Consider the following 22060-nt stretch of genomic DNA (forward strand, 5'->3'; position numbering starts at 1 on the left):
GTGCCGCAGGCCACCAAGCCGCCAGCCTCGCCGACCGGGCTGCGCACGGGCCTGCGCGGGCTGACCACCCGGGGCCGGTCCTTCCTGGCCGCCGGGATCACCGCGACGCTCTGCGCGTACGTCCTCGGGCAGGACGCGCTGCTCCAGGTCGGCGTGCTGCTCACCGCCCTCCCGCTGGCCGCCGCCGCCCTGCTGCTGCGCACCCGGTACCGGGTGGCCGGCGGGCGGCGGCTGACCCCGCACCGCGCGGCCGCCGGCCAGGAGGCCCGGGTGCACCTGCGGCTGGACAACGTCTCCCGCGTCCCCACCGGCCTGCTGCTGCTGGAGGACAAGGTCCCGTACGTGCTCGGGCCGCGCCCGCGCTTCGTGCTGGACCGGGTCGAGCCGCGCGGCTTCCGCGAGGTCTCCTACCGGGTCCGCTCCGACCTGCGCGGCCGCTACCCGCTCGGCCCGCTCCGGCTGCGGGTCGCCGACCCGTTCGGGATGTGCGAGCTGACCAGGGCGTTCACCGCCTCGGACGTGCTGACGGTGGTCCCGCAGGTGCAGAAACTGCCGGGCGTACGGCTGGCCGGCGAGTGGGCCGGGCACGGCGACAGCCACACCCGCGCGCTGGCGCTGGCCGGTGACGACGACGTGATCCCGCGCGAGTACCGCCACGGCGACGACCTGCGACGGGTGCACTGGAAGTCCACCGCCCGGTACGGCGAGCTGATGGTCCGCCGGGAGGAGCAGCCGCTCAAGGCCCGCGCGACCGTCCTGCTGGACACCCGCGAGGTCGGGCACCGGGGCAGCGGCCCCGCCTCCTCCTTCGAGTGGGCCGTCAGCTGCGCCGCCTCCGTCGGCGTGCACCTGATGGAACGCGGCTACCAGACCCAGCTGCTCACCGACACCGGGCTCGCCGTGCCGAGCCCGGACGGCGGCGGCGTCGGCACCGTCGCCGAGGCCGCCGGCCTGCTGCTGGACGCGCTCGCCGTGGTCGAGTACTCCGACGGCGGCGGCCTCGGCCGCGCCGAGGAGGTGCTGCGGCTCGGCGGCGAAGGGCTGCTGGTCGCCGTCCTCGGCTCACTGGACGACGAGCAGCTGGCCCGGATCGGACGGCTGCGCCGCCGGGCGGGCAGCGCGGTGGCCTTCCTGCTGGACACCGCCACCTGGTCCGGGCTGCGCGACGTACTCCCCGACGACCCGGCCGTCCGGCAGGTGCGGCAACTCCGCGAGTCGGGCTGGACGGTCCTGCCCGCCAAGGCCGGCGATTCGGTGCCCGCGCTGTGGCGCCTCGCCAACCGCTCCGCCGAGGCCGCCCCCTACCGGAACGAGGCCGGCCAGTGACCACCCGCGCGAAGTTGACGCTCTACTCGGCGCTCGCGACGGCGCTCGGCGCCCTCGGCCTGACCCCGCTGGTCACCCCGAACTACTGGGTCTTCCTGGCCATCGTCCAGATCTTCGTGGCTGCCGGCGCCGGCGCCGGGCTGCGCCGCCTCGCGCTGCCCCGCCTGCTGGTGGTGCCGCTCCAGCTGGTGGTGGTCTGCTACACGCTGCTGCTGACCTCGGTCGGCGACGCGATGCCGTTCGGGCTGGTCCCGGGCGCGCGGGCGCTCGACGAGGTCAACAACCTGCTGACCGCCGGGGGCAGCGACATCCAGCAGTACGCCAGCCCGGCGCCCGCGCACCCCGGGATCCAGCTGATCCTGATCTCCTCGGTCGCGCTGGTCGCGGTGCTGGTCGACGCGCTCGCGGTGACCTTCCGGCAGGCGGCGGCCGCCGGGCTGCCGCTGCTCGCGATGTACTCGGTGGGCACCGGCCTGTCCGGCGGCAGCGAGGCGTGGCTCTGGTTCCTCCTCGCGGCCTCGGGCTTCCTGCTGCTGCTCTTCGCCGAGGGGCAGGACCGGCTCTCCCGCTGGGGCCGGGTCTTCCACGGCGCGGGCACCCAGGGCACACCGAACGCCCTCTCGCACAGCGGCCACCGGATCGGCCTGGTCGCCCTGGTCTGCGCGCTGATCGTGCCGGTCTTCGTCCCGCAGGGCGATCTCGGCCTGCTGAGCAGCGGCGGAAACGGCGACGGCACCGGCGGGCGCGGCGGCAGCGTCACCTCGCTCAACCCGGTGGTCGCGCTGACGGCCAACCTCAACCGGCCGAACGCCGTCGATCTGTTCAGCTACACCACCGACTCGGCCGACCCAAGTCAGATGTACCTGCGGATCGCCGCGCTCGACAGTTTCGACGGCGTCCAGTGGAAGGCCTCCGAGCAGCACCTGCAGAACGTCCCCAAGCAGTTGCCCACCCCCGAGGGGCTCAGCGCCACCGTCCCCTCCACCACGGTCAACACCGACGTCCGGATCTCCGACGACCTCAGCTCCGAGTGGCTCCCGCTGCCCTACCCCGCCGACCGTGTGCAGGTACCGGGCGACTGGCGGTTCGAGGCCGAGTCCCGGGCGCTGATCGGCGACAACGGCCAGAAGACCAACGGTCTGAGCTACCACGTCGACAGCCGGAACCTGCAGCCGACGGCGGATCAGCTCCGGCTCGCCACCACCCCGCCCCCCGACATCCTGCAGAAGTACACCAAGCTCCCCGGCGACCTGCCCAAGGTGGTCGCGGAGACCGCCAAGCAGGTCACAGCGGGCAAGGACACTCCGTACGACCAGGCGGTCGCGCTGCAGAACTGGTTCACCGGCGGCTCGTTCACGTACAGCCTCAAGGTGGACGCCGGTACCGGCAACGACGCGATCGTGAAGTTCCTGCGGGACAAGACCGGCTTCTGCGTGCACTTCGCGGCCACCATGGCCGCGATGGCCCGCACCCTGGGCATCCCCGCCCGGGTCGCGATCGGCTTCGCGCCCGGCGCGGACAAGGGCGGCGGCCAGTTCATCGAGCGCAGCGAGGACTACCACGCGTGGCCCGAACTGTTCTTCCCCGGCACGGGCTGGCTGCGCTTCGAGCCGACGCCCCTGCGCGGCTCCGAGCCCTCCTACACCCGTGGGGACATCGCCCCCACACCCAGCGCCGGCGCCAGCCGGCCCACCAGCGAGCCCAGCACGGGCGCCTCGGCCGGCCCCAGCGCCAGTAGCGCCTGCGTCGGCCCGGGGCACCGGATCGGCGACTGCGGCACCGACGCGCCGGTGGCGGTCACCGTGCCGCACCGGACCCCGTGGTGGCTGTCCTGGGCGGCGCTGGCCTCGTTCGGCACCGTCCTGCTGCTGCTCGCCCTGCTCGCCGCGCCGATGCTCTGGCGGGTACGGTTGCGCCGCCGCAGGCTCGGCGTCGGCCGGCACCTGCCGGGCGCACCGCCCGGCGGTGGGTCCTCCGAACTCACCGACGCACAGGTGCTGGCCGCCTGGGACGAGCTGATCGACAGCGCCTGGGACCTGGGCATCCCCCCGGACGAGGCCGGCACCCCGCGCCTCACCGCCCGGCGGATCGCCGAGAACGGCCGGCTGGACGCCACCGCCACGGCGGCGGCCGGCCGGGTCGCGCTGGCCACCGAACAGGTGCTGTACGCGCGCGGGCCGCTCCCGCACCCGCCGCTCGGCCCGGACGTCCGGACCACCACCGCCGGCCTGCGCGCCGCCGCCGGCCTGCGCGGCCGGGCCCGCGCGGTGCTGCTCCCGGCCTCCTCGGCCCGGGTGTGGTGGCGGCTCACCGACCGGGTGATGACCTTCCGCGAGAACCTCCGCACCCGGGCCGCCCGGGCGGGTGGCGCGCTGCGGGCGAAGCTGCGGCGGCCGGCCGGCCGGTCCAAGCCCGAGCAGCCCTGAACCGCTGCCGGAAACGCTGACGGGTGAGGGCGGACAGTCGTTGACTGTCCGCCCTCACCCGTTGGTGCTCCGACGACTTTCTCGCAGTGAACCCGGTGGCGAACCTGGTAGTGAACTCAGCAGTGGAATCAGGAGTCAGCGGCGGTCCGAGCAGTGGTCTCCGCGCCGGTTGCCCGGCTAGATGCCGTCCTGCTCGTCGCGACGGCGCTGCCAGCGTTGCTCCATCCGGTCCATCACACCGGCCTTTCGGCGAGGAGGCGGGGTCGGCTTGGGACCCGCTCCATGCCCGACCGGGCCGCGCCTCCAGCCGGTTACGGCGAGGACCGCGCAGCCCAGCATCACCAGGAACCCGACGACACTCACCCAGATTTGCTGAGCGACCATGCCCCCCATCAGGAGGGCAATGCCCACCACGAACCCGGCGGCGGCCTGGTAGACCCTCCGACGGGTGTAGGTGCGCAGCCCGGTTCCCTCAAGCGCTGACGCGAACTTGGGATCTTCGGCGTACAGCGCTCGCTCCATCTGCTCGAGCAGTCGCTGCTCGTGCTCCGAGAGCGGCACGGAATCCTCCTACTCGTCGGTCGCGGGGCGACCGGTCCGCCACCCCTGGCCCGGCCTTGTGTGGTCCATATGCCCCATGCGCCTGGCTGTCATGCTTTCCGGCTTTACCCAGATCATACGGTCCTCCGGCGCGGTTGGGGGTGGTCGGGCGCACGTGGCTCCGGCCACGCCCGCGCGGTGTTCCCGTACGGTGCCCAACGCCGCAGGACCGGCACAAGTGCCCGGGTGGGCGGAATCTCCGGGCTCAGGCCCACCTGAGTCCTGGCGGAGTCCTACGTGAGTGAGGCGAGCAGGTGCAGCTGGGTCGCGACAGCGTGGAACGCGGGCTGCTCGGCGGCGGCCTGTTCCAGCTTCAGCAGGGCCTCCACCGCACCGGGCTCGGTGTCCACCAGGACGCCCGGGACGAGGTCGGCGAAGACCCGGACCCCGTGCACCGACTCGACCCGCAGCCCGGCCGCCCGGGCCAGACCGCCGAGCTCCTCGGCGGTGAACCGCCGGGGCATCGGGTCGTTACCGCCCCAGCGCCCGTCGGGGGCGTCGAGGACGGCGCGGGCCTCGTTGAAGTGGCCGGCCAGTGCGCGGGCCAGTACGGCGCCGTTGCGGTTGGCGGCGAGCAGGCTGACCAGGCCGCCCTTGCGCAGGGTCCCGGTGAGGCTGCCGAGCGCGTCCGCCGGGTCGTCCACCATCTCCAGCACCCCGTGGCAGAGCACGGCGTCGACGGTGGCGGGCCGCACCACGTCGGGGAGGGTCTGGGTGTCGCCCTGGACGGCCCGGACCAGGTCGGTGACCCCGGCCTCGGCGGCCCGGCGCTCCAGCGCGAACAGCGCGTCGGGGCTCGGGTCGACCACCGTCACCCGGTGGCCCAGCCGGGCCACCGGCACGGCGAAGTTACCGGTGCCGCCGCCCGTGTCCAGCACGTCCAGCACCGGCTGGTCCAGCTCGGCGGCCCGCTTCTCCAGGGCCGTCCGCACCACCTCCCAGACCACGGCGGTACGCAGGGCACTGCGGGGACGCGTCGGGTACAAGGCGGGAACTCCTCGGCACAGGGGGCGCTGGAACGATCGTCACCACCTTAGAGCCTGGACCCGCAGCTAGGCACCGCTGTCAGTCGCCCCCTCCAGGGGTAACGGCTGTTCCGGGTAGAGGGCAAGGAGGCGCTGGACGATGCGCAGGTACAGGGCCGCGTTGCGGATCAGGTCGTCCGCGTCCCGTGCGCTCGCCGCGCTGCGGATGCCGGCCTCGGCGGCGGCGCGGGCGCGGGCGCCGGCCGCGAAGTAGATCGCCCACTCGGAGAGTTCGGGGGCCACCTCCGGCAGCAGGTCCCAGGCGCTGCGGATGGCGTGGCGCCGGCGCGGGTTCTTCTCCGGGCGGCCCCGGACGGCCAGCACGGCGGCCGTGGTCCGCAGCGCGGCCAGGTGCGCGGTGGCGTACCGCTGGAGCGGGTCGTCGTAGTGGCGGGCCTGGACGAGCGTGGTCTGCGCGTGCCGCAGCAGGTCGAGCGCGGCGGGCGGGGCGGAGGCCCGGAGCAGCACCGGGTGGACGTCGGCGCCCCGGCTCGGGGCGGGCACGGCTGGGGGCACGGCTGGGCGGCGGGTGACGGTCTCAGGGTGACTGATGGTCATGAAATCCCCCGGTCCGAAGCGGGCAGCACGAGCCAGGCGACCCGTACCCCTCCATGGTGAACCGCCCCACTGACAATCCGTTGACGATCCGTGCCCGGTGGCAGGGCGCAACCGGCGGCTGCCCGTGGGCGTCTGAAACTCCCGATCGGCGAGCCGGGTACGGTGTGGCCCGACCGTCCGGGGTTCGGGCGGCGGGTTTCGGAGGGGAGCAGGAACGTGGGCATCGTCCCGTTGATCTTCACCAGCGGCTGGGCGAGCGGCATCAACGCCTACGCGGTGGTGCTGTTGCTGGGCCTGATGGGTCGGTTCGGCGGAGCCGACGCGGTGCCCCCGGCCCTGGAGCGGACCGACGTGCTGATCGTGGCGGGCGTCCTGTTCCTGTGCGAGGCGGTCGCCGACAAGATCCCGTACGTGGACACCGTCTGGGACGCGATCCACACCGTGATCCGCCCGATCGCGGGCGCGACCGTGGCCGCGCTGCTGGCCAGTCAGCACCCCGGCTCGCTCGGCCAGCTCGCGGCCGGAGCACTGGGCGGGACGACGGCCCTGCTGAGCCACTGCATCAAGGCCTCGCTGCGGATGGCGGTCAACACCTCACCCGAGCCGGCCTCGAACATCCTGCTCAGCCTCGCCGAGGACCTCTCCGTCGCCGCCCTGGTGACGTTGGCGATCTTCCATCCCTGGGCCGCCGCGTCGGTCTCCGCCACGCTGCTGGTGATCGGGGCCGTGCTGGTCTGGTTCGCGGTCACCCGGATCCGCCGCTTCCTGCGGAACCGCCGCACCCGCAGGGAAGCCCGCAAGGCGGCGCGCGGGCCGCAGGCCGTCGGGATGCCGTCCTGACCGACCGCCGGAATACCGTCCTGACCGACCGCCGGCCGAACGAGCACACCGACCGCCCTGACCGGCCGGGCCCGCGAGCCGGGCGCCGCCCGGCGAGCGCCTAAGATTTCCTCCCATGGCGCAGATCGTGATCATCGGAGCGGGAATGAGCGGCCTGGCCGCCGCCGCCCGGCTGGCCACCCTCGGGCACCGGGTGACGGTGTGCGAGGCGAGCGGCACGTACGGCGGGATGGTCGGCCGGTACGAGCGGGACGGCTTCGCCTTCGACACCGGGCCGACCCTGCTCACGCTGCCCGCCGTCTACCGCGATCTCGCGCTGAAGTCCGGCCGGGAGCCGCTGGAGGAGCTGGTCCGGCTCGGCCCGGTCGAGCCGGAGAGCCGGCACCTGTTCCCGGACGGGACGGACCTGGTGCTGGCCAACGCCTCCCGGGGCGGGGTCGCGCAGGCGCTGGACGCTGCCTTCGGCGCGGGGTCGGGCGAGCGCTGGGGGGCGGTCACCAACCGGGGCCGCGCGGTCTGGGAGGCCACCCGGCGCCCGCTGCTGGAGGAACCCCTCCCGGACGACCCGACGCCGCTGCACACCGACCCCTACCCGGCCCCGCCGCGCCGGGGGCTGGCCCGGCTGGCCCGCCCCACCCGCACCCTCGCCGACGTGGCCGAGCGCGAACTCGGCGGGCACCCGGGGCTCACCGCCCTGCTCCAGGAGCACGCGCTCCGCTTCGGCCTCGACCCGCGCGAGGCCCCGGCCGGGGCCACCGTGCTGCCGTACATGGAGCAGTCGTTCGGCGTCTGGTACGTCCAGGGCGGCCTGCGGGCGCTGGCGGACGCGATCCATCTGCGGTGCGAGCAGCGCGGGGTGGAGTTCCGCTTCGACACCTCCGTCACCGAGGTACTGACCGAGAACGGGCGGGCCTGCGGGGTCGTCGCGGGCGGCGAACGCCTGCCGGCCGACCTGGTGCTCTCCTCGATGGACCACCGGGAACTGTACGAGCGCGGGATCGCCCCGGGGCCCCCGCCGACCACGACTCGCGAACCCGCCTGGGGCCGGTTCAGCGTCCTGCTGGCGCTGCGCGGCCCCCGGCCCGCCGGTACGCCGTTCCGCACGGTGGTGCACGCCCGTGACAACGCGCTCGAACTGGACGCCCTCACCGACCACCCCGACCTGCCCCGCCACCCGACCGTCCAGGTCCACCGCCCCGACGACCCGTCGCTCGTCCCGGACGCCGACCACGAGGCGGTCACCCTCACCGTCACCGTCCCGGAAGCCGACGAACTCGCGGAGCTCGCACCCGACTTCGACACCTACGCCGACCATCTCCTGGAGCACCTCGCGGGCGCGGGCCTCGACCTGCGGGAGCGGGTCGAGTGGCGCGAGCTGCTGACCCCGGACGTCCTCGGCCCGCACACCCCGCCGTCCCTCGCCGGGGCGGGCGGACGTTTCCTCGCCCCGGCCGGCCGGTCCCCGCTCCCCGGCCTGCACCTGATCGGCGCCACCGTCCACCCAGGCGGCGGCCTCGCCCGCGCGGGCATGTCGGCCTCCATCACCGCCACCGTGATCGGCCCGGCGTAGACCGGTCGGTCAAAGAGCGGCCGGCAGATGGCGTCGCGACGCCGCCCACCATCTGCCGGTCGCTCCAAGCCCCCGCATGCGCCGGGCCCGCGCGGGAACGAGGATGAGCGGTGATCGGTAGTTTCATCCACTGCGTGGGAGGACGGAATGTCCGAGTTCCAGCAACGCAGCCGGCAGAGCACCGACTCCGACATCCTGTCGGAGATCAACAGCATGGTCGAGGCGGAGAAACACCTGCGGGACCGGATCGCCTCGGGCCAGGCGGAGTCCGGCCAGGCCCAGCAGGACCTGGCGGCCCTGGAGGTCCGGCTCGACCAGTGCTGGGACCTGCTGCGCCAGCGCCGGGCCCGCACCGAGTACGGCGAGAACCCCGACGAGGCCAGAGTCCGCCCGGCCGCACAGGTCGAGGGCTACGAGTCCTGACCGCCACCCGGGCTCACTGCTGCTGGTAGCCCCAGGACTGGTAGCCGTAGGCGGGCTGCTGCTGGGGGACGGGCTGCCCGTACGGGTCATGGTGCTGCTGCGGCTGGCCGTAGGGGTCCTGGTACTGGGGCTGCTGCTGTGCTTGCTGCTGCTGCGCGTAAGGATCCTGGTACTGCGGCTGCGCGGCGTAGGACTGGTCGTACCCGTACACCGGCTGCTGCTGTGGCTGTTGCTGCCACTGCTGATCGGCGTACGGGTCCGGGTACTGGTACTGGGCGGCCACGGGCTCGTAGCCGGGCTGGTAATACTGCTGCTGCTCCGGCGGCGGCTGCGGCTGGTAATACGACGAGTACGAGGGGGCCGGGTCGTCGGTGTAGACACCGTCCTCGGGGGCCAGCTCCTGCATCTGGTCGAAGTCGACCGGGGCTTCCTCGGGCTCGACCGGGCCGACCTCGCCGACCGGCTCGACCGCTGCCGCGACGACCACCGCCGCACCGCCCGTGGCGGCCGCGAGCAGCGGCACCTTGGCGAGCGGGCCGGGGAGGCTGCCGTCCGGGCGGCGCAGGGACCAGCTACCGGTCCGGCCCTTCTTGACGGCGAGCGTGACGAAGACCTGTCCGGCGGCGAACGCGGCGGCGCCCGCCCCGATCACCGGCACCGAGCCGATCCCCATCCCGGCGACCACGCACAGGAAACCCACCAGCGCAAGGGCCCGCCAGTGCAGCGGGGCCCGATGCTGGAGGAGCAGCTCGGCAGTCAGCCAGACCGCGACCACCGCCAGTGCGGCGTACAGCAGCAGGTACCCGATGCCCATCCTGAAGCCTCCAGTCACGTACCCGCGCGTGTGCGGCGACTGTACAGGCTCGGCCCCCGGGTACCCACATCCGTGCGGGCCCGGGTCAGCGCTGGTGCAGGCCCAGGTTCTGGTAGATCTCCAGCGTCGCGGTGGAGTGGTTGAGGGTGATGAAGTGCAGCCCGGGGGCGCCCTCGGCGAGCAGCCGCTCCGACATCGCGGTGGCGTGTTCGATGCCCACCGCCCGCAGCGCCTGCGAGTCGTCGGCGACGGCGTGCAGCCGGCGCTCCAGCTCGACCGGGAACGGCGAGCCGCTGAGCTGCGGGAAGCGCTCCAGCTGCTTGGCATTGGTGACCGGCATGATCTCCGGGATGATCGGGACCTCGCAGCCGGCCGCCGCGACGCGGTCGCGGAGCCGGAGGTAGTCCTCGACCTCGAAGAACATCTGGGTGATCGCGTAGTCCGCACCCGCCCGGCACTTGGCGACGAAGTGCCGCACGTCGTCGTCCCAGTTCTCCGAGCGCGGGTGCATCTGCGGGAAGGCGGCCACGCCGACGCAGAAGTCCCCGATGCCACGGATGAGTTCGACCAGCTCGTACGCGTACGTGACGCCCTGCGGGTGGCGGACCCACTCACCGCTCGGGTCGCCGGGCGGGTCACCCCGGACGGCGAGGACGTTGCGCACGCCCTGGTCCGCGTACTGGCCGATGATGTTGCGCAGCTCGGCGATCGAGTGGTCGACGGCGGTCAGGTGCGCGACGGGGGTCAACGTGGTCTCGGTGGCGATCCGGCCGACCAGGTCGACGGTACGGCCGCGCGAGGAGCCGCCCGCGCCGTACGTCATGCAGACGAAGTTGGGGTCGAGCGACTCGACCCGGCGGATCGCGTCCCAGAGTTTGGTCTCGCCGGCCTCGGTGCGCGGGGGCATGAACTCGAAGGAGAACGAGCGGTTCCCGGCCGCCAGCAGGTCGCGCACAGTCTGCGCGTGGTCGGTTCTGGTGGAGGGGATGCCGAGTGCCATGCTGGCAGATTAGCCGGATCGGCGAAAAGCCAGGCAGTCGAGGTCCACCTACTGAGACAGTACGGCTCGTTCGGGCGAATCCCTTGGCACTGGTGCCTGGTACAGGCACTGACGACCGTCCCGTTACGCTGGTTTCACACCCCAGCGATCCGGAGTCCCATCGTGCCCACGCCCACCGGCCGGCAGGCCGGCCCCATAGACGTGGAGGCCGTCCGCGAGCGCGTCAACGCGGCCCTCGCGGAGTTCATGGACGGGCAGTCCGTACTGCTCGCCAAGATCTCGCCGCAGCTGGTACCCACCGTCGACGCGCTCCGCGAGTTCCTGCTCGACGGTGGCAAGCGGCTGCGCCCGGCGTTCTGCTACTGGGGCTGGCGCGGAGCGGGCGGCAGTGCCGGCAGTGAGGGCATCGCCCACGCGGCGGCGGCCCTGGAGCTGCTGCAGGCCAGCGCCCTCGTCCACGACGACCTGATGGACCGCAGCGACACCCGGCGCGGCCTGCCCTCGGTGCACCGCCGGTTCGAGGCGCTGCACCGCGACAGCGGCTGGCGCGGTGACCGCGAGCAGTACGGCGCCTCGGCGGCGGTACTGCTCGGCGACCTGCTGCTGATCTGGTGCGACGAGCTGTTCATCCGCTCCGGCCTGCCCTCCGCGCAGGTGCTGGCCGCGAAGCCCGCCTTCGACCTGATGCGGACCGAGGTGATGGTCGGCCAGTACCTGGACGTCCTGGAGCCCGTCGCCGGGGACTCCGCCGACGAGGGCGCGCTGGAGCGGGCCCGGACGGTGCTGCACTACAAGTCGGCGAAGTACACCATCGAACGCCCACTGCAGGTCGGTGCCCTGCTGGCCGGGGCCGACCCCGAACTGGTGGCGGCCTACTCGGCGTTCGGACTGCCGCTGGGCGAGGCGTTCCAGCTCCGCGACGACCTGCTGGGCGTCTTCGGAGACCCGGCCGTCACGGGCAAGCCCGCCGGGGACGACCTCCGCGAGGGCAAGCGCACCCTGCTGGTCGCCCACGCGATGCGGGGCCTCGCCAAGGCCGACGCCCGCCACCTGGACGAACGCCTCGGCGCACCCGACCTGACGGCCGACGAGATCCCCGTCCTGCGCACGCTGGTCGAGCGCAGCGGCGCGGCCGAACTGGTCGAGCACCGGATCGACGAACTGATGCGGGAGGCGCTGACCGCGCTGGACTCGGCACCACTGGTGGACGGCGCGGCCCGCACGGTCCTGCTGGCACTGGCCGAGGCCGCGACCGTCCGGAAGTACTGAGACGTTCACGAACGCAACGGGGCACCCCCAGGGGCGCGGGGCCCTGCTTGATCAACTGCGTGCGCGACCAGGGCACAACGAAGGTGCACGGTTGATCGCGCAGTTCCCCGCGCCCCTGCTGTGGTTACTCGTGTACGTCGGGTCAGACTTCGCGGAGCCGACGGGCCAGCTCCGCCGCCGCCGCGCCAGGATCGTCCGCGGCGGTGATGGCGCGGACGACGACCACCCGGCGGGCGCCGGCTGCGAGGACCTCGTCCAGGTTGGTCAGGTCGATGCCGCCGATGGCGAACCAGGGGCGGTCGGTGGCCTGCTTCGCCGCGTACGAGACGAGCCCGAGGCCCGGTGCGTAGCGGCCGGGCTTGGTCGGGGTGGGCCAGACCGGGCCGGTGCAGAAGTAGTCCACGCCGGGCTCGGTGATCGCGGTGTCGACCTCGGACTCGGCGTGACAGGAGCGGCCGATGACGACGTCCGCGCCGAGGATCGCGCGGGCGGCCGGGACGGGCAGGTCGTCCTGGCCCAGGTGCAGCACCTGGGGCCGGGCCGCGTGGGCGACGTCGGCGCGGTCGTTGACCGAGAAGAGTTTGCCGTGCCGGCGGGCGGCGTCAGCAAAGATCTCCAGGTACTCCAGCTCCTGCCTGGCCTCCAGCCCCTTGTCCCGCAGCTGAACGATGTCCACGCCGCCCGCGAGCACGGCGTCCAGGAACTCCGGCAGGTCACCCTGCTCGCGCCGGGCGTCCGTGCAGAGGTAGAGCACGGCGTCGGCCAGCTGCGCGCGGGCGTCGGGTGCCATCAGATCAGCTCCGCCTGGGCCCGGCGCTTCACCTCGGTGCCCCGGTTCTCGACCAGGGCCTGAATCGGGCTGCCGGGCAGCGACGACTGCTCGGTGAAGAGCCACTCCAGGATCTCCTGGTCGCTGAACTTGCAGTCCCGCAGCAGCGTCAGGGTGCCGGACAGGTGCTTCACCAGGCCGGGGCCGTCGATGAAGGCGGCCGGGACCTGGAGGGACTTGTTCGGGCCGCGCCGGACGGCGATCAGCTTGCCGGACTTGACCATGTCGCGGACTTCGGTGACGGGGACACCCCACTGTTCGGAGATGTCGGGCAGGTACATCCATGCCGGGACAAGGGCTTCAATCTTCTTCAAATCGATCTCGCTCACATGCACCAGACTGCCACCTCCCGGCACCTCGGCGCACCTACGCGGCTCGCCGAGCCGCCTGGGCCGGGCCTAGGACGCCACCGCCGCCTTGAGCTGGACGTCGGGATCGGCCGCGAGCGCGCGGTCGAGAACCGCGCCCCGGTCGATCAGCTTGCGGCCCTGGTTGAGGTCGCGCGGGCGGTCCACCGTCAGCATTCCGACGAGCCGTCCCGCGCGGAGCCAGAGCACCCCCCAGGACGGGTCGGCGGCCGAGCCGCGCCGGATCACCTCGTCCGCCCCGGCGTGCCGTCCCGCGTACTGGACCATGCGGCCGAACTGCTCCGACCAGAAGTACGGCACCGGGTCGTAGGGCTCGCCCGTGCCGAGCAGCGAGGCCGCCGCCGCCCGGCCGGACTGCAGCGCGTGGTCCCAGTGCTGGACGGTCAGCCGCAGGCCCGAGCGGGCCGAGGGGTAGGAGACGCAGTCGCCGACCGCCCAGACGCCGTCCGCACTCGTCCGCAGCTGCTCGTCGACCAGGATCGCGCCGCCCGCGTCGAGCGCGACGGCGCTGCCGGCCAGCCAGCCGGTGGCGGGGCGGGCGCCGATGCCGACGACCACCTCGTCGGCGGGCACCCGGGTGCCGTCGGCGAGCAGCACCGAGTCCGGCTCGACGGCCGCCACCGCGACCCCGCAGCGCAGCTCGGCGCCGGCCTCCGCATACCAGTCGGCCATCAGCAGGCCGATGTCGGCGGGCAGCGCGCCCGCCAGCGGGCCGGGCCCAGCCTCTATGACCGTCACCTCGCAGCCCAGCTGCCGGGCCACCGTCGCCGTCTCGGCGCCGATCCAGCCCGCCCCGACCAGCGCGATCCGGGCACCGGGCACCAGCCGGGCGCGCAGCGCGAGCGCGTCGTCGACCGTACGCAGGACGTGCGTACCCAGGGCTCCCGGCAGCGGCACGGCCGCCGCTCCGGTGGCGATCACCAGCCTGCCGTACGGGAGTTCGCCCGCGTCGGTGTGCAGGACGCCGGGCTCGACGCCGGTGGCGCGGCGGCCGGGGAGCAGCTCGACGCCGTAGTCGTCCCAGTCGATGTCGAGGGCGGTCGAGTCGCGCTTGCCGAGCAGCACGTCCTTGGAGAGCGGCGGCCGGTCGTACGGCGGGTGCGGCTCCTCACCGACCAGCGCGATCCGGCCCTGCCACCCCCCTTGCCGCAGCGAGAGCGCGCACTGCGCACCCGCCATACCGGCCCCGACGACTACCACCCGATCCGCACCTGTCAGCTCAGCCACGCCCGCCACCCTATCGACCGCCGTCCACCCCTCGTACGTCTCTTCGGTGGAACGGACACCCGGCGTTATGGTGGGGGCATCCGCATCACGGGAGCCCGGCGTACCGGGCTGAGAGGCGGGCTGACACGGCCTGCGACCGTCCGAACCTGATCCGGGTCATTCCGGCGAAGGGAGAATCCAGACTGTGGCACGCACCGAAACGGCCCCGGCATCCGAGGTCCTGGTGATCGGCGGCGGCATCATCGGCCTCGGCGTCGCCTGGCGCACCGCCCAGCGCGGCCTGAGCGTCACCGTGGTGGACCCGGCCCACGGCGGCGGCGCCGTCCAGGTCGCGGCCGGGATGCTGGCGCCGGTGACCGAGCTCCAGTACGGCGAGGAGCCGCTGCTGCGGCTCGGGATGGCCTCGAACGAGCGGTACTCCGCCTTCACCGCCGAACTGTCCGCCTTCACCGGCCTGGACACCGGCTACCGCCAGACCGGCACCCTCGCCGTCGCGCTCGACTCCGACGACCGGGAGGAGCTGCGCGAGCTGCACGGCTTCCACCAGCGGCTCGGGCTGGACTCGCACTGGCTGACCGGCCGGGAGTGCCGCAAGCTCGAGCCGATGCTCGCGCCCGGCGTGCGCGGCGGGCTGCACGTGACGGACGATCACCAGGTGGACGGCCGCCGGCTGGCCGCCGCGCTGGTCGAGGGCTGCCCCCGCGCCGGGGTGCGGCTGGTCCGGGCCTCCGTCGCCGAACTGCTGGTCACCGGCGGGCGGGCGAGCGGCGTCCGGCTGGCCGACGGCTCCGAGCTGGCCGCCGACAAGATCGTGCTCGCCGCCGGACCGCACAGCCACCGGCTGCCCGGCCTGCCCGAGGGCGTACTGCCCGCGATCCGTCCGGTCAAGGGCCAGATCCTGCGGCTGCGGATCCCGGAGCCGTACCGGCCGTTCCTCTCCCGCAACGTCCGCGCGGTGGTGCGCGGGCAGCACATCTACCTGGTGCCGCGCGCCAACGGCGAGTTGGTGATCGGAGCCACCAGTGAGGAGCAGGGGTACGACACCACCGTGACGGCCGGCGGGGTGTACGAACTGCTGCGCGACGCCCACGAGTTGGTGCCGGGCCTGACCGAACTCCCGCTGGTCGAGACCAGCGCCGGGCTACGACCGGGTTCGCCGGACAACGCCCCGCTGCTCGGCCCGACCGCGCTCCCCGGCCTGGTCGCCGCGACCGGCCACTACCGCAACGGCGTGCTGCTCACGCCGGTGACGGCGGATCTGCTCGCCGAGTACCTGGCGACCGGCGAGGTACCCGCGCTCGCCGCCCCCTTCACCCCCAGCCGCTTCACGACGAAGGCCGCCGCATGAACGAGATCTCACTCACCACCGTCTCACCCGCTGCCATCTCACCCGCCGTCATCTCGCTCACCGTCAACGGCGAGCCCCGCGAGGTGGCCGCCGAGACCACGCTCGCCGAGGTGGTGACCGCCACCAGCGCCGCACCGACCGGTGTGGCGGCGGCACTGAACGAGGCCGTGGTACCGCGCAGCGCGTGGTCCGCGACCGGGCTGCGCGCGGGCGACCGGATCGAGATCCTCACCGCCGTCCAGGGAGGCTGAGCGGCATGGCCGACGACGACCTGCTGACCATCGCCGGTACCACCTTCGGCTCCCGCCTGATCATGGGCACCGGCGGCGCGCCGAGCCTGGAGATCCTGGAGCAGGCGCTGCTGGTGTCCGGCACCGAGCTGACCACCGTCGCGATGCGCAGGGTCAACACGGCCACCCAGGGGTCCGTACTGGACGTGCTGACCCGCAACGGCATCCGGGTCCTGCCGAACACCGCCGGGTGTTTCACCGCCGGCGAGGCCGTGCTGACGGCCCGGCTGGCCCGCGAGGCGCTCGGCACCGACTGGGTGAAGCTGGAGGTCATCGCGGACGAGCGGACCCTGCTGCCCGACCCGATCGAACTGCTGGACGCCGCCGAGACGCTGGTGGACGACGGTTTCACCGTCCTCCCGTACACCAACGACGACCCGGTGCTGGCCCGGAAGCTGGAGGACGTCGGCTGCGCGGCGATCATGCCGCTCGGCTCGCCGATCGGCTCGGGGCTCGGCATCCGCAACCCGCACAACTTCCAGCTGATCGTGGAGAGCGCGGGTGTCCCGGTGATCCTGGACGCCGGCGCGGGCACCGCCTCCGACGTGGCGCTCGCGATGGAACTCGGCTGCTCCGCCGTGATGCTGGCCTCCGCCGTCACCCGCGCGCAGGACCCGGTCCTGATGGCCGAGGCCATGCGGCACGCCGCCGAGGCGGGCCGCCTCGCCTACCGCGCCGGACGCATCCCGCGCCGCTTCCACGCCGAGGCCTCCTCCGCGATGGCCGGCCGCGCCGACCTCGACCACCGGGAGCGGCCCGCGTTCTGAAAGCCTCTGAGGGTGACCCCTAGAATCGTCCGGTGGACATGACGCTGCACGACCCGCTGATCGGTACCCTGCTGGACGGCCGGTACCGGGTGGAGCAGCGCGTGGCGACCGGCGGGATGGCGACGGTCTACCGGGGCACCGACACCCGGCTCGACCGGGTGCTCGCGCTGAAGGTGATGCATCCCGCGCTGGCCGGCGACCGCGAGTTCACCGAGCGGTTCATCCGGGAGGCCAAGGCCGTCGCCCGCCTCGCCCACCCGAACGTGGTCAACGTCTTCGACCAGGGCGCCGACGGCCGGACCGTGTTCCTGGCGATGGAGTACGTCCCCGGCCGCACCCTGCGGGACGTCCTGCTGGACCGGGGCGCGCTGAGCGTCCGGGCCGCGCTGGACATCATGGAGCCGGTGCTGGCCGCGCTGGGCGCGGCCCACCGCGCCGGGCTGGTACACCGGGACGTCAAGCCGGAGAACGTGCTGATCACCGACAACGGCCTGGTCAAGGTCGCGGACTTCGGCCTGGTCCGGCTGCTCTCGGGCGCGGACGGCGCCGCGACCACCACCACCTCGGCGGGCACCGTGCTCGGCACGGTCTCGTACCTCGCGCCCGAGCAGATCCGCCAGGACGGCCCGACCGACCAGCGGGTGGACGTGTACGCGGCCGGCATCCTGCTGTACGAGATGCTCACCGGCGCGAAGCCGCACACCGGGGACAACCCGATGCAGGTGCTCTACCAGCACCTGCACGTGGACGTCCCGCCGCCCTCGCTGGCCGCCCCCGGCGTCGGCCCGGAGCTGGACGCGATAGTGGCCGCCGCGACCGCCCGCGACCCGCAGGCCCGCCCGTACGACGCGGTCGAGCTGCTGGCGGCCCTCCAGCGGGCCCGGCGCGGTCTCACCCCGGCCCAGCTGGACGCCGAGCCGCCCGCCTCCGCCCGGCCGACCCCGCAGTACCCGACCGGCGAGGTGACCTCCGCACTGAGCCCGGCCCGGCAGATGGAGCGGACCAGCGTCATGCAGGTCCCCGAGCTGCTGCTCGACCGTCCCCGGCCGGTCGACGAACCCGCGCCCGTACGGCTGCGCGGGCCGCGCCGCTCGCGCCGGCCGCTGATCTGGGGGTCGGTGCTCGCCGCACTGCTGGTGGTGGTCGGCGGGGCGACGTACTTCCTGTCCGGCGCGCTCTACACGACGGTGCCGAGTGTGCTCGGGCAGTCCCAGGCGCAGGCGGTCAGCACCTTGGACGGCGCGGGGCTGCAGGGGGTGTTCAGCCAGCAGTTCAGCGAGAGCGTGCCGAGCGGGCAGGTGCTGGCGACCGACCCCGGCGTGGGGCAGCGGATGCGCAAGAGCGACCCGGTGCGGGTCACCCTCTCCAAGGGCCCGGAGCGGATCGCGGTACCGAACGTCGTCGGGCAGCCGCTCGCCCAGGCGCAGCGGGCACTCACCGGCGCCCGGCTGACGCCGGGTACGACGACGGAGGAGTACAGCGACACCGTCCCCGCCGGTTCGGTGGTCGGCGTCACGCCGGACGTGGGCCAGCAGCTCGCGCCGAACGCACCGGTGGCCCTGGTGGTCAGCAAGGGCATGGTCCCGGTACCGAACGTGGTGGGTCTGAGCAAGGACGACGCCACCAAGGCGCTCACCGATGCCGGTTTCAAGGTGCAGAGCAACGGGCTCAATCTCTTCGCCATCGGCAAGGTGACGAGCCAGAACCCGACGGCCGGTCAGCCGCGCCCGCAGGGCACGTCGGTGACCATCAACTTCGGCCTGTTCTAGGCAGTAGGCACCGAGGTCCTACCGGAGCGGCCCGTCCCCGGGCTCCTCCTGGTAGGAGTACCGCTGCTCGGACCACGGGTCGGCGAGGTTGTGGTAGCCGCGCTCCTCCCAGAAGCCCCGGCGGTCGGCCCGCATGTACTCGACCGCGCGGACCCACTTGGGGCCCTTCCACGCGTACAGGTGCGGGACGACCAGCCGGACGGGGAAGCCGTGCTCGACGGTGAGCGGCTCGTCGTTGTGGTGGGTGGCGAAGACCGACCCGGCGGCGGCGAAGTCGGCGAGGCTCAGGTTGGAGCTGTAGCCGTACTCGGCCCAGACCATCACATGGGTGACGTCGGCGGCGGGCGGCACGCGGTCGAGGATGGTCACGGCCGACACGCCGCTCCACTCGTTGCCGAGCATCGAGAACCGGGTGACGCAGTGGAAGTCGCCTCGTACGGCGATCGTCGGCAGGGCGTGGAACTCGTCGAAGTTCCAGCTGTGCTTCTCCGCCGAGGCGGTCGCCCCGAAGACCTGGAAATCCCAGGTCAGCGGCTTGAAGCGGGGCACGGGGCCGTAGTGCAGCACCGGCCAGCCGCGCTGCGGGCGCTGGCCCGGGGGGAGTCTCGGGTCAGGCGGCTGAAGCTGTTCTTGTTCGGACCGACCCATGGCTCCATGGTGACAGACGGCGGACATCACGCCGCCCGCGCCCCCGCCGCACCCCCCTTCACCACGCATCAAATCTCGCAAATCGGATATTCCGACACATGTTCCACTAAGTGTTGACTTACTGGAATTCGCACCCCCAGGAGTGCCACGATGCGCTCAGCCGTGGTTACGCGTGTGACGCATGAGTCAGGAAGGCACCGCCATGAAGGGCGACCCCGAGGTCATCGAATTCCTCAACGAGCAGCTCACCGCAGAGCTGACGGCGATCAACCAGTACTTCCTGCACGCCAAGATGCAGGAGAACTTCGGCTGGACGAAGCTCGCCAAGTACACCCGGCACGAGTCCTTCGACGAGATGAAGCACGCCGAAATCCTGACCGACCGGATCCTCTTCCTCGACGGCCTGCCCAACTACCAGCGGCTCTTCCACGTCCGGATCGGCCAGACCGTCAAGGAGATGTTCGAAGCCGACCGCCAGGTCGAGGTGGAGGCCATCGACCGGCTGCGGCGCGGGATCGTGGTGATGCGGGCCAAGAACGACGTCACCTCGGCCAACCTCTTCGAGGCGATCCTGGCGGACGAGGAACACCACATCGACTACCTGGACACCCAGCTGGAACTCCTGGAGAAGCTCGGCGAACCGCTCTACCTCGCCCAGCTGATCGAGCAGCCGGAGTCCTGAGGACTCCGCTACGCCGCGAGGGGCTCAATCAGGCCCGTCTGCGGCTCCGCCAGCCCGAGCCGGGCGGCGAGCCGGGCTGTAGGGCACGGGCGGGCCCCGTGCTCACCCAGCAGCGCCTGGATGCGACGGACGCACGAACCGCAGTCGGTACCGGCCTTGCAGCCCTTGGCGATCTGGCGCGGGGTCTCGGCGCCGCCGTCTATCTGTTCCTTGACCTGAGCCTCGGTGACCGCATGGCACATGCACACGTACATCGCGGAATCTCCCAGGGCTCGTTCGGTAGCTAAGCCTTACCTTACTGAATGACGACCACACGACAAAGCCCCTCCGGCCTCGGGAATCCCGAGATCGGAGGGGCCTTCGTCACAGTGTTGTCGCCCGCTCGCCTCCGGACGCTCTGACCCAGTGCCGACACTCCTCGCTCCGGCGCTCCTTCGTCGCTGGTCGCTCGTCGCTTTCGGCACCGGCGCGCCCTTCGACTCGGGGCGGGGCGATCAAGCACTGCGATCAAGCAGTGTCCAAGGCTCAGTGCCCGCTGTACATCTCCGCCACCAGGAACGCCAGGTCCAGCGACTGGCTGCGGTTGAGCCGCGGGTCGCAGGCCGTCTCGTAGCGCTGGTGCAGGTCGTCGACCAGCACCTCGTCGCCGCCGCCGACGCACTCGGTGACGTCGTCACCGGTCAACTCCACGTGGATGCCGCCCGGGTGGGTGCCCAGGGCGCGGTGCACCTCGAAGAAGCCCTTGACCTCGTCGAGCACGTCGTCGAACTTGCGGGTCTTGTGCCCGCTGGAGGCCTCGAAGGTGTTGCCGTGCATCGGGTCGCAGATCCAGACCGGCTGGGCACCGGACGCGGTGACCTTCTCCACCAGGGTCGGGAGGTGATCGCGGACCTTGCCCGCACCCATCCGGGTGATGAAGGTGAGCCGGCCGGGCTCGCGCTCCGGGTCGAGCCGCTCGATCAGGGTGAGCGCGTCCTCGACCGTGGTGGTCGGGCCGAGCTTCACGCCGATCGGGTTGCGGATCTTGGACGCGAACTCGATGTGTGCGCCGTCCAGCTGGCGGGTCCGCTCACCGATCCAGACCATGTGGCCCGAGACGTCGTAGAGGTCCCCGGTCCGCGAGTCCACCCGGGTCAGCGCGGTCTCGTAGTCGAGCACCAGCGCCTCGTGCGAGCTGTAGAACTCGACGGTCTTGAACTCCTCCGGCGCGACCCCGCAGGCCTGCATGAAGGCCAGCGCGTTGTCGATCTCCCGGGCGAGCTTCTCGTAACGCTGCCCGGAGGGCGAGTTGCGCACGAAGTCCTGGTTCCAGGCGTGCACCTGGCGCAGGTCGGCGTACCCACCGGTGGTGAAGGCGCGCACCAGGTTGAGCGTCGCGGCGGACGCGTTGTACATCTGCTTCAGGCGCTCGGGGTTCGGGATCCGGGACTCGGGGGTGAACTCGAAACCGTTCACCGAGTCGCCCCGGTAGACCGGCAGGGTCACCCCGTCCCGGGTCTCGGTCGACTTGGAGCGCGGCTTGGAGTACTGCCCGGCGATCCGGCCGACCTTGACCACCGGCACGGAGCCGGCGTACGTCAGCACGGCCGCCATCTGCAGCAGCGTCTTCAGCTTGTTCCGGATCTGCTCGGCGGAGACGCCGTCGAAGGCCTCGGCGCAGTCACCGCCCTGCAGCAGAAAGGCCTCACCGCGCGCCACGGCACCGAGCCGGGCACGCAGTTCGTCGCACTCGCCGGCGAAGACGAGCGGCGGATACGAGGCGAGGTCCGCAAGGGACTTGCGCAGCGCCTCAGGATCCGGCCATTCAGGCTGCTGCGCCGCGGGCAGGGACTGCCAGGAGTGGCCAGTCCTCGATGTCTCAGATGTCACGGTCACAAGGCCAAGGCTACGGGGTGTGACAACCGAATTGTGACTGCCGCCCGATGGGTGAGACAACTTACGGACAATTGGGCGACGGGGCCCACGGCGTCCACCCATCCGTTACGCTCAGGCCCATGAACGCGCCCCGCACCTTCTCGTGGTGGTGGACCATCCCCGAGGTGGCCCACTGATCGCGCGTCCCTAGACGACACGACCGGCCGCCCCTCGGGGCGGCCGTCGGCGTATCCGAGCCCGACCGGCGTCCCCGGAGGAGTGGTCCAGCACCCACATCCGCCAGTCCCTCCGGAAGGACGCCACTCCTGTGACCAGCCCCGCTGCCTTGCTCGCCCGCCTGACCGCCCCGGGCGCGCCCGCGTTCGCCCTGCTGCACCGCCGGGCTCCGCGCCTGGCCCCGGACACC

At 72.7% G+C, this 22060-nt stretch carries 22 protein-coding genes and 1 riboswitch; of the genes, 11 read left to right on the plus strand and 11 right to left on the minus strand.

The genetic code is table 11. The annotated features are described in order from the left end of the window. A complete protein-coding gene (locus P3T29_RS28195) occupies positions 1-1326 on the plus strand; it encodes a DUF58 domain-containing protein (protein WP_280719483.1) in 1326 nt (441 codons plus the stop codon). Beyond that, the gene (locus tag P3T29_RS28200; RefSeq protein WP_280719484.1) at positions 1323-3752 is read left to right on the plus strand and encodes a DUF3488 and transglutaminase-like domain-containing protein; all 2430 of its coding nucleotides are present in this window, start codon (positions 1323-1325) and stop codon (positions 3750-3752) included. Before P3T29_RS28195 ends, P3T29_RS28200 begins: the two co-directional genes overlap by 4 nt. A gap of 177 nt (positions 3753-3929) precedes the next feature. Here P3T29_RS28200 and P3T29_RS28205 read toward each other — a convergent pair whose 3' ends face one another. The 3 genes from P3T29_RS28205 to P3T29_RS28215 form a co-directional block, all read right to left on the minus strand. Further along, entirely contained in the window at positions 3930-4313 is a 384-nt protein-coding gene (locus tag P3T29_RS28205) for a DUF3040 domain-containing protein (protein WP_280719485.1), read from the minus strand. A gap of 272 nt (positions 4314-4585) precedes the next feature. Then, complete coding sequence (locus P3T29_RS28210; RefSeq protein WP_280719486.1) at positions 4586-5338, minus strand: methyltransferase domain-containing protein; 753 nt, start codon at positions 5336-5338, stop codon at positions 4586-4588. Positions 5339-5404: 66 nt separating this feature from the next. After that, positions 5405-5935, minus strand: a complete 531-nt coding sequence (locus tag P3T29_RS28215; protein ID WP_280719487.1) for an SAV_6107 family HEPN domain-containing protein — start codon at positions 5933-5935, stop codon at positions 5405-5407. A 216-nt stretch (positions 5936-6151) separates the two neighbouring features. Between P3T29_RS28215 and P3T29_RS28220 the strand changes: the two genes are divergently transcribed. From P3T29_RS28220 to P3T29_RS28230, 3 genes are all read left to right on the plus strand, one after another. Next, positions 6152-6775: a DUF4126 domain-containing protein gene (locus tag P3T29_RS28220; RefSeq protein ID WP_280719488.1), complete on the plus strand. Its 624-nt coding sequence runs from the start codon at positions 6152-6154 to the stop codon at positions 6773-6775. Between the two features lie 115 nt (positions 6776-6890). Further along, complete coding sequence (locus tag P3T29_RS28225) at positions 6891-8345, plus strand: NAD(P)/FAD-dependent oxidoreductase (RefSeq protein ID WP_280719489.1); 1455 nt, start codon at positions 6891-6893, stop codon at positions 8343-8345. Positions 8346-8492: 147 nt separating this feature from the next. After that, positions 8493-8768, plus strand: a complete 276-nt coding sequence (locus P3T29_RS28230; protein ID WP_280719490.1) for a DUF2630 family protein — start codon at positions 8493-8495, stop codon at positions 8766-8768. A 13-nt stretch (positions 8769-8781) separates the two neighbouring features. Here the strand turns inward: P3T29_RS28230 and P3T29_RS28235 are convergent, their stop codons facing one another. Then, the gene (locus P3T29_RS28235) at positions 8782-9582 is read right to left on the minus strand and encodes a hypothetical protein (protein WP_280719491.1); all 801 of its coding nucleotides are present in this window, start codon (positions 9580-9582) and stop codon (positions 8782-8784) included. 85 nt (positions 9583-9667) lie between these two features. Further along, positions 9668-10582: a methylenetetrahydrofolate reductase [NAD(P)H] gene (metF, locus tag P3T29_RS28240; RefSeq protein ID WP_280719492.1), complete on the minus strand. Its 915-nt coding sequence runs from the start codon at positions 10580-10582 to the stop codon at positions 9668-9670. A gap of 162 nt (positions 10583-10744) precedes the next feature. Here metF and P3T29_RS28245 point away from each other — a divergent pair, with 162 nt between their 5' ends. After that, on the plus strand, positions 10745-11851 hold the full coding sequence (locus tag P3T29_RS28245) for a polyprenyl synthetase family protein (RefSeq protein ID WP_280719493.1): 1107 nt from the start codon (positions 10745-10747) through the stop codon (positions 11849-11851). Between the two features lie 142 nt (positions 11852-11993). Here P3T29_RS28245 and thiE read toward each other — a convergent pair whose 3' ends face one another. The 3 genes from thiE to P3T29_RS28260 form a co-directional block, all read right to left on the minus strand. Then, positions 11994-12641: a thiamine phosphate synthase gene (thiE, locus tag P3T29_RS28250; protein ID WP_280719494.1), complete on the minus strand. Its 648-nt coding sequence runs from the start codon at positions 12639-12641 to the stop codon at positions 11994-11996. After that, positions 12641-13009, minus strand: a complete 369-nt coding sequence (locus P3T29_RS28255; protein ID WP_280719495.1) for an Rv2175c family DNA-binding protein — start codon at positions 13007-13009, stop codon at positions 12641-12643. The genes thiE and P3T29_RS28255 overlap by 1 nt, the downstream gene beginning before the upstream one ends. A 69-nt stretch (positions 13010-13078) precedes the next feature. Beyond that, on the minus strand, positions 13079-14284 hold the full coding sequence (locus tag P3T29_RS28260; RefSeq protein WP_280719496.1) for an FAD-dependent oxidoreductase: 1206 nt from the start codon (positions 14282-14284) through the stop codon (positions 13079-13081). Between the two features lie 68 nt (positions 14285-14352). Beyond that, positions 14353-14465, plus strand: a riboswitch (TPP riboswitch). Between P3T29_RS28260 and thiO the strand changes: the two genes are divergently transcribed. The 4 genes from thiO (at position 14460) to pknB (ending at position 18449) form a co-directional block, all read left to right on the plus strand. Then, on the plus strand, positions 14460-15623 hold the full coding sequence (thiO, locus tag P3T29_RS28265) for a glycine oxidase ThiO (RefSeq protein WP_280719497.1): 1164 nt from the start codon (positions 14460-14462) through the stop codon (positions 15621-15623). (Overlaps the previous riboswitch by 6 nt.) 50 nt (positions 15624-15673) lie before the next feature. Beyond that, on the plus strand, positions 15674-15874 hold the full coding sequence (gene thiS / locus P3T29_RS28270; RefSeq protein ID WP_280719506.1) for a sulfur carrier protein ThiS: 201 nt from the start codon (positions 15674-15676) through the stop codon (positions 15872-15874). Between the two features lie 5 nt (positions 15875-15879). Beyond that, on the plus strand, positions 15880-16680 hold the full coding sequence (locus P3T29_RS28275; protein WP_280719498.1) for a thiazole synthase: 801 nt from the start codon (positions 15880-15882) through the stop codon (positions 16678-16680). Between the two features lie 38 nt (positions 16681-16718). Further along, positions 16719-18449: a Stk1 family PASTA domain-containing Ser/Thr kinase gene (gene pknB, locus P3T29_RS28280; protein ID WP_280719507.1), complete on the plus strand. Its 1731-nt coding sequence runs from the start codon at positions 16719-16721 to the stop codon at positions 18447-18449. A gap of 18 nt (positions 18450-18467) precedes the next feature. Here the strand turns inward: pknB and P3T29_RS28285 are convergent, their stop codons facing one another. Next, the gene (locus P3T29_RS28285) at positions 18468-19097 is read right to left on the minus strand and encodes a sulfite oxidase-like oxidoreductase (RefSeq protein WP_280719499.1); all 630 of its coding nucleotides are present in this window, start codon (positions 19095-19097) and stop codon (positions 18468-18470) included. 202 nt (positions 19098-19299) lie between these two features. On the opposite strand from P3T29_RS28285, the gene bfr reads away from it, so the two are divergent. Further along, positions 19300-19779 (plus strand): bacterioferritin, encoded by a 480-nt coding sequence (bfr, locus tag P3T29_RS28290; RefSeq protein ID WP_280719508.1) that lies wholly within the window; start codon positions 19300-19302, stop codon positions 19777-19779. Positions 19780-19787: 8 nt separating this feature from the next. On the opposite strand, the gene P3T29_RS28295 is transcribed toward bfr, so the two are convergent. Both P3T29_RS28295 and P3T29_RS28300 read right to left on the minus strand, forming a co-directional pair. Continuing rightward, positions 19788-20033 carry a (2Fe-2S)-binding protein gene (locus P3T29_RS28295; protein WP_280719500.1) on the minus strand — a complete coding sequence of 82 codons (246 nt, stop codon included), beginning with the start codon at positions 20031-20033 and terminating at the stop codon, positions 19788-19790. 271 nt (positions 20034-20304) lie between these two features. After that, the gene (locus tag P3T29_RS28300) at positions 20305-21654 is read right to left on the minus strand and encodes a 3-deoxy-7-phosphoheptulonate synthase class II (protein WP_280719501.1); all 1350 of its coding nucleotides are present in this window, start codon (positions 21652-21654) and stop codon (positions 20305-20307) included. Positions 21655-22060: the final 406 nt, after the last annotated feature.

It is taken from the genome of Kitasatospora sp. MAP5-34, assembly GCF_029894335.1.
Taxonomy (GTDB): domain Bacteria; phylum Actinomycetota; class Actinomycetes; order Streptomycetales; family Streptomycetaceae; genus Kitasatospora.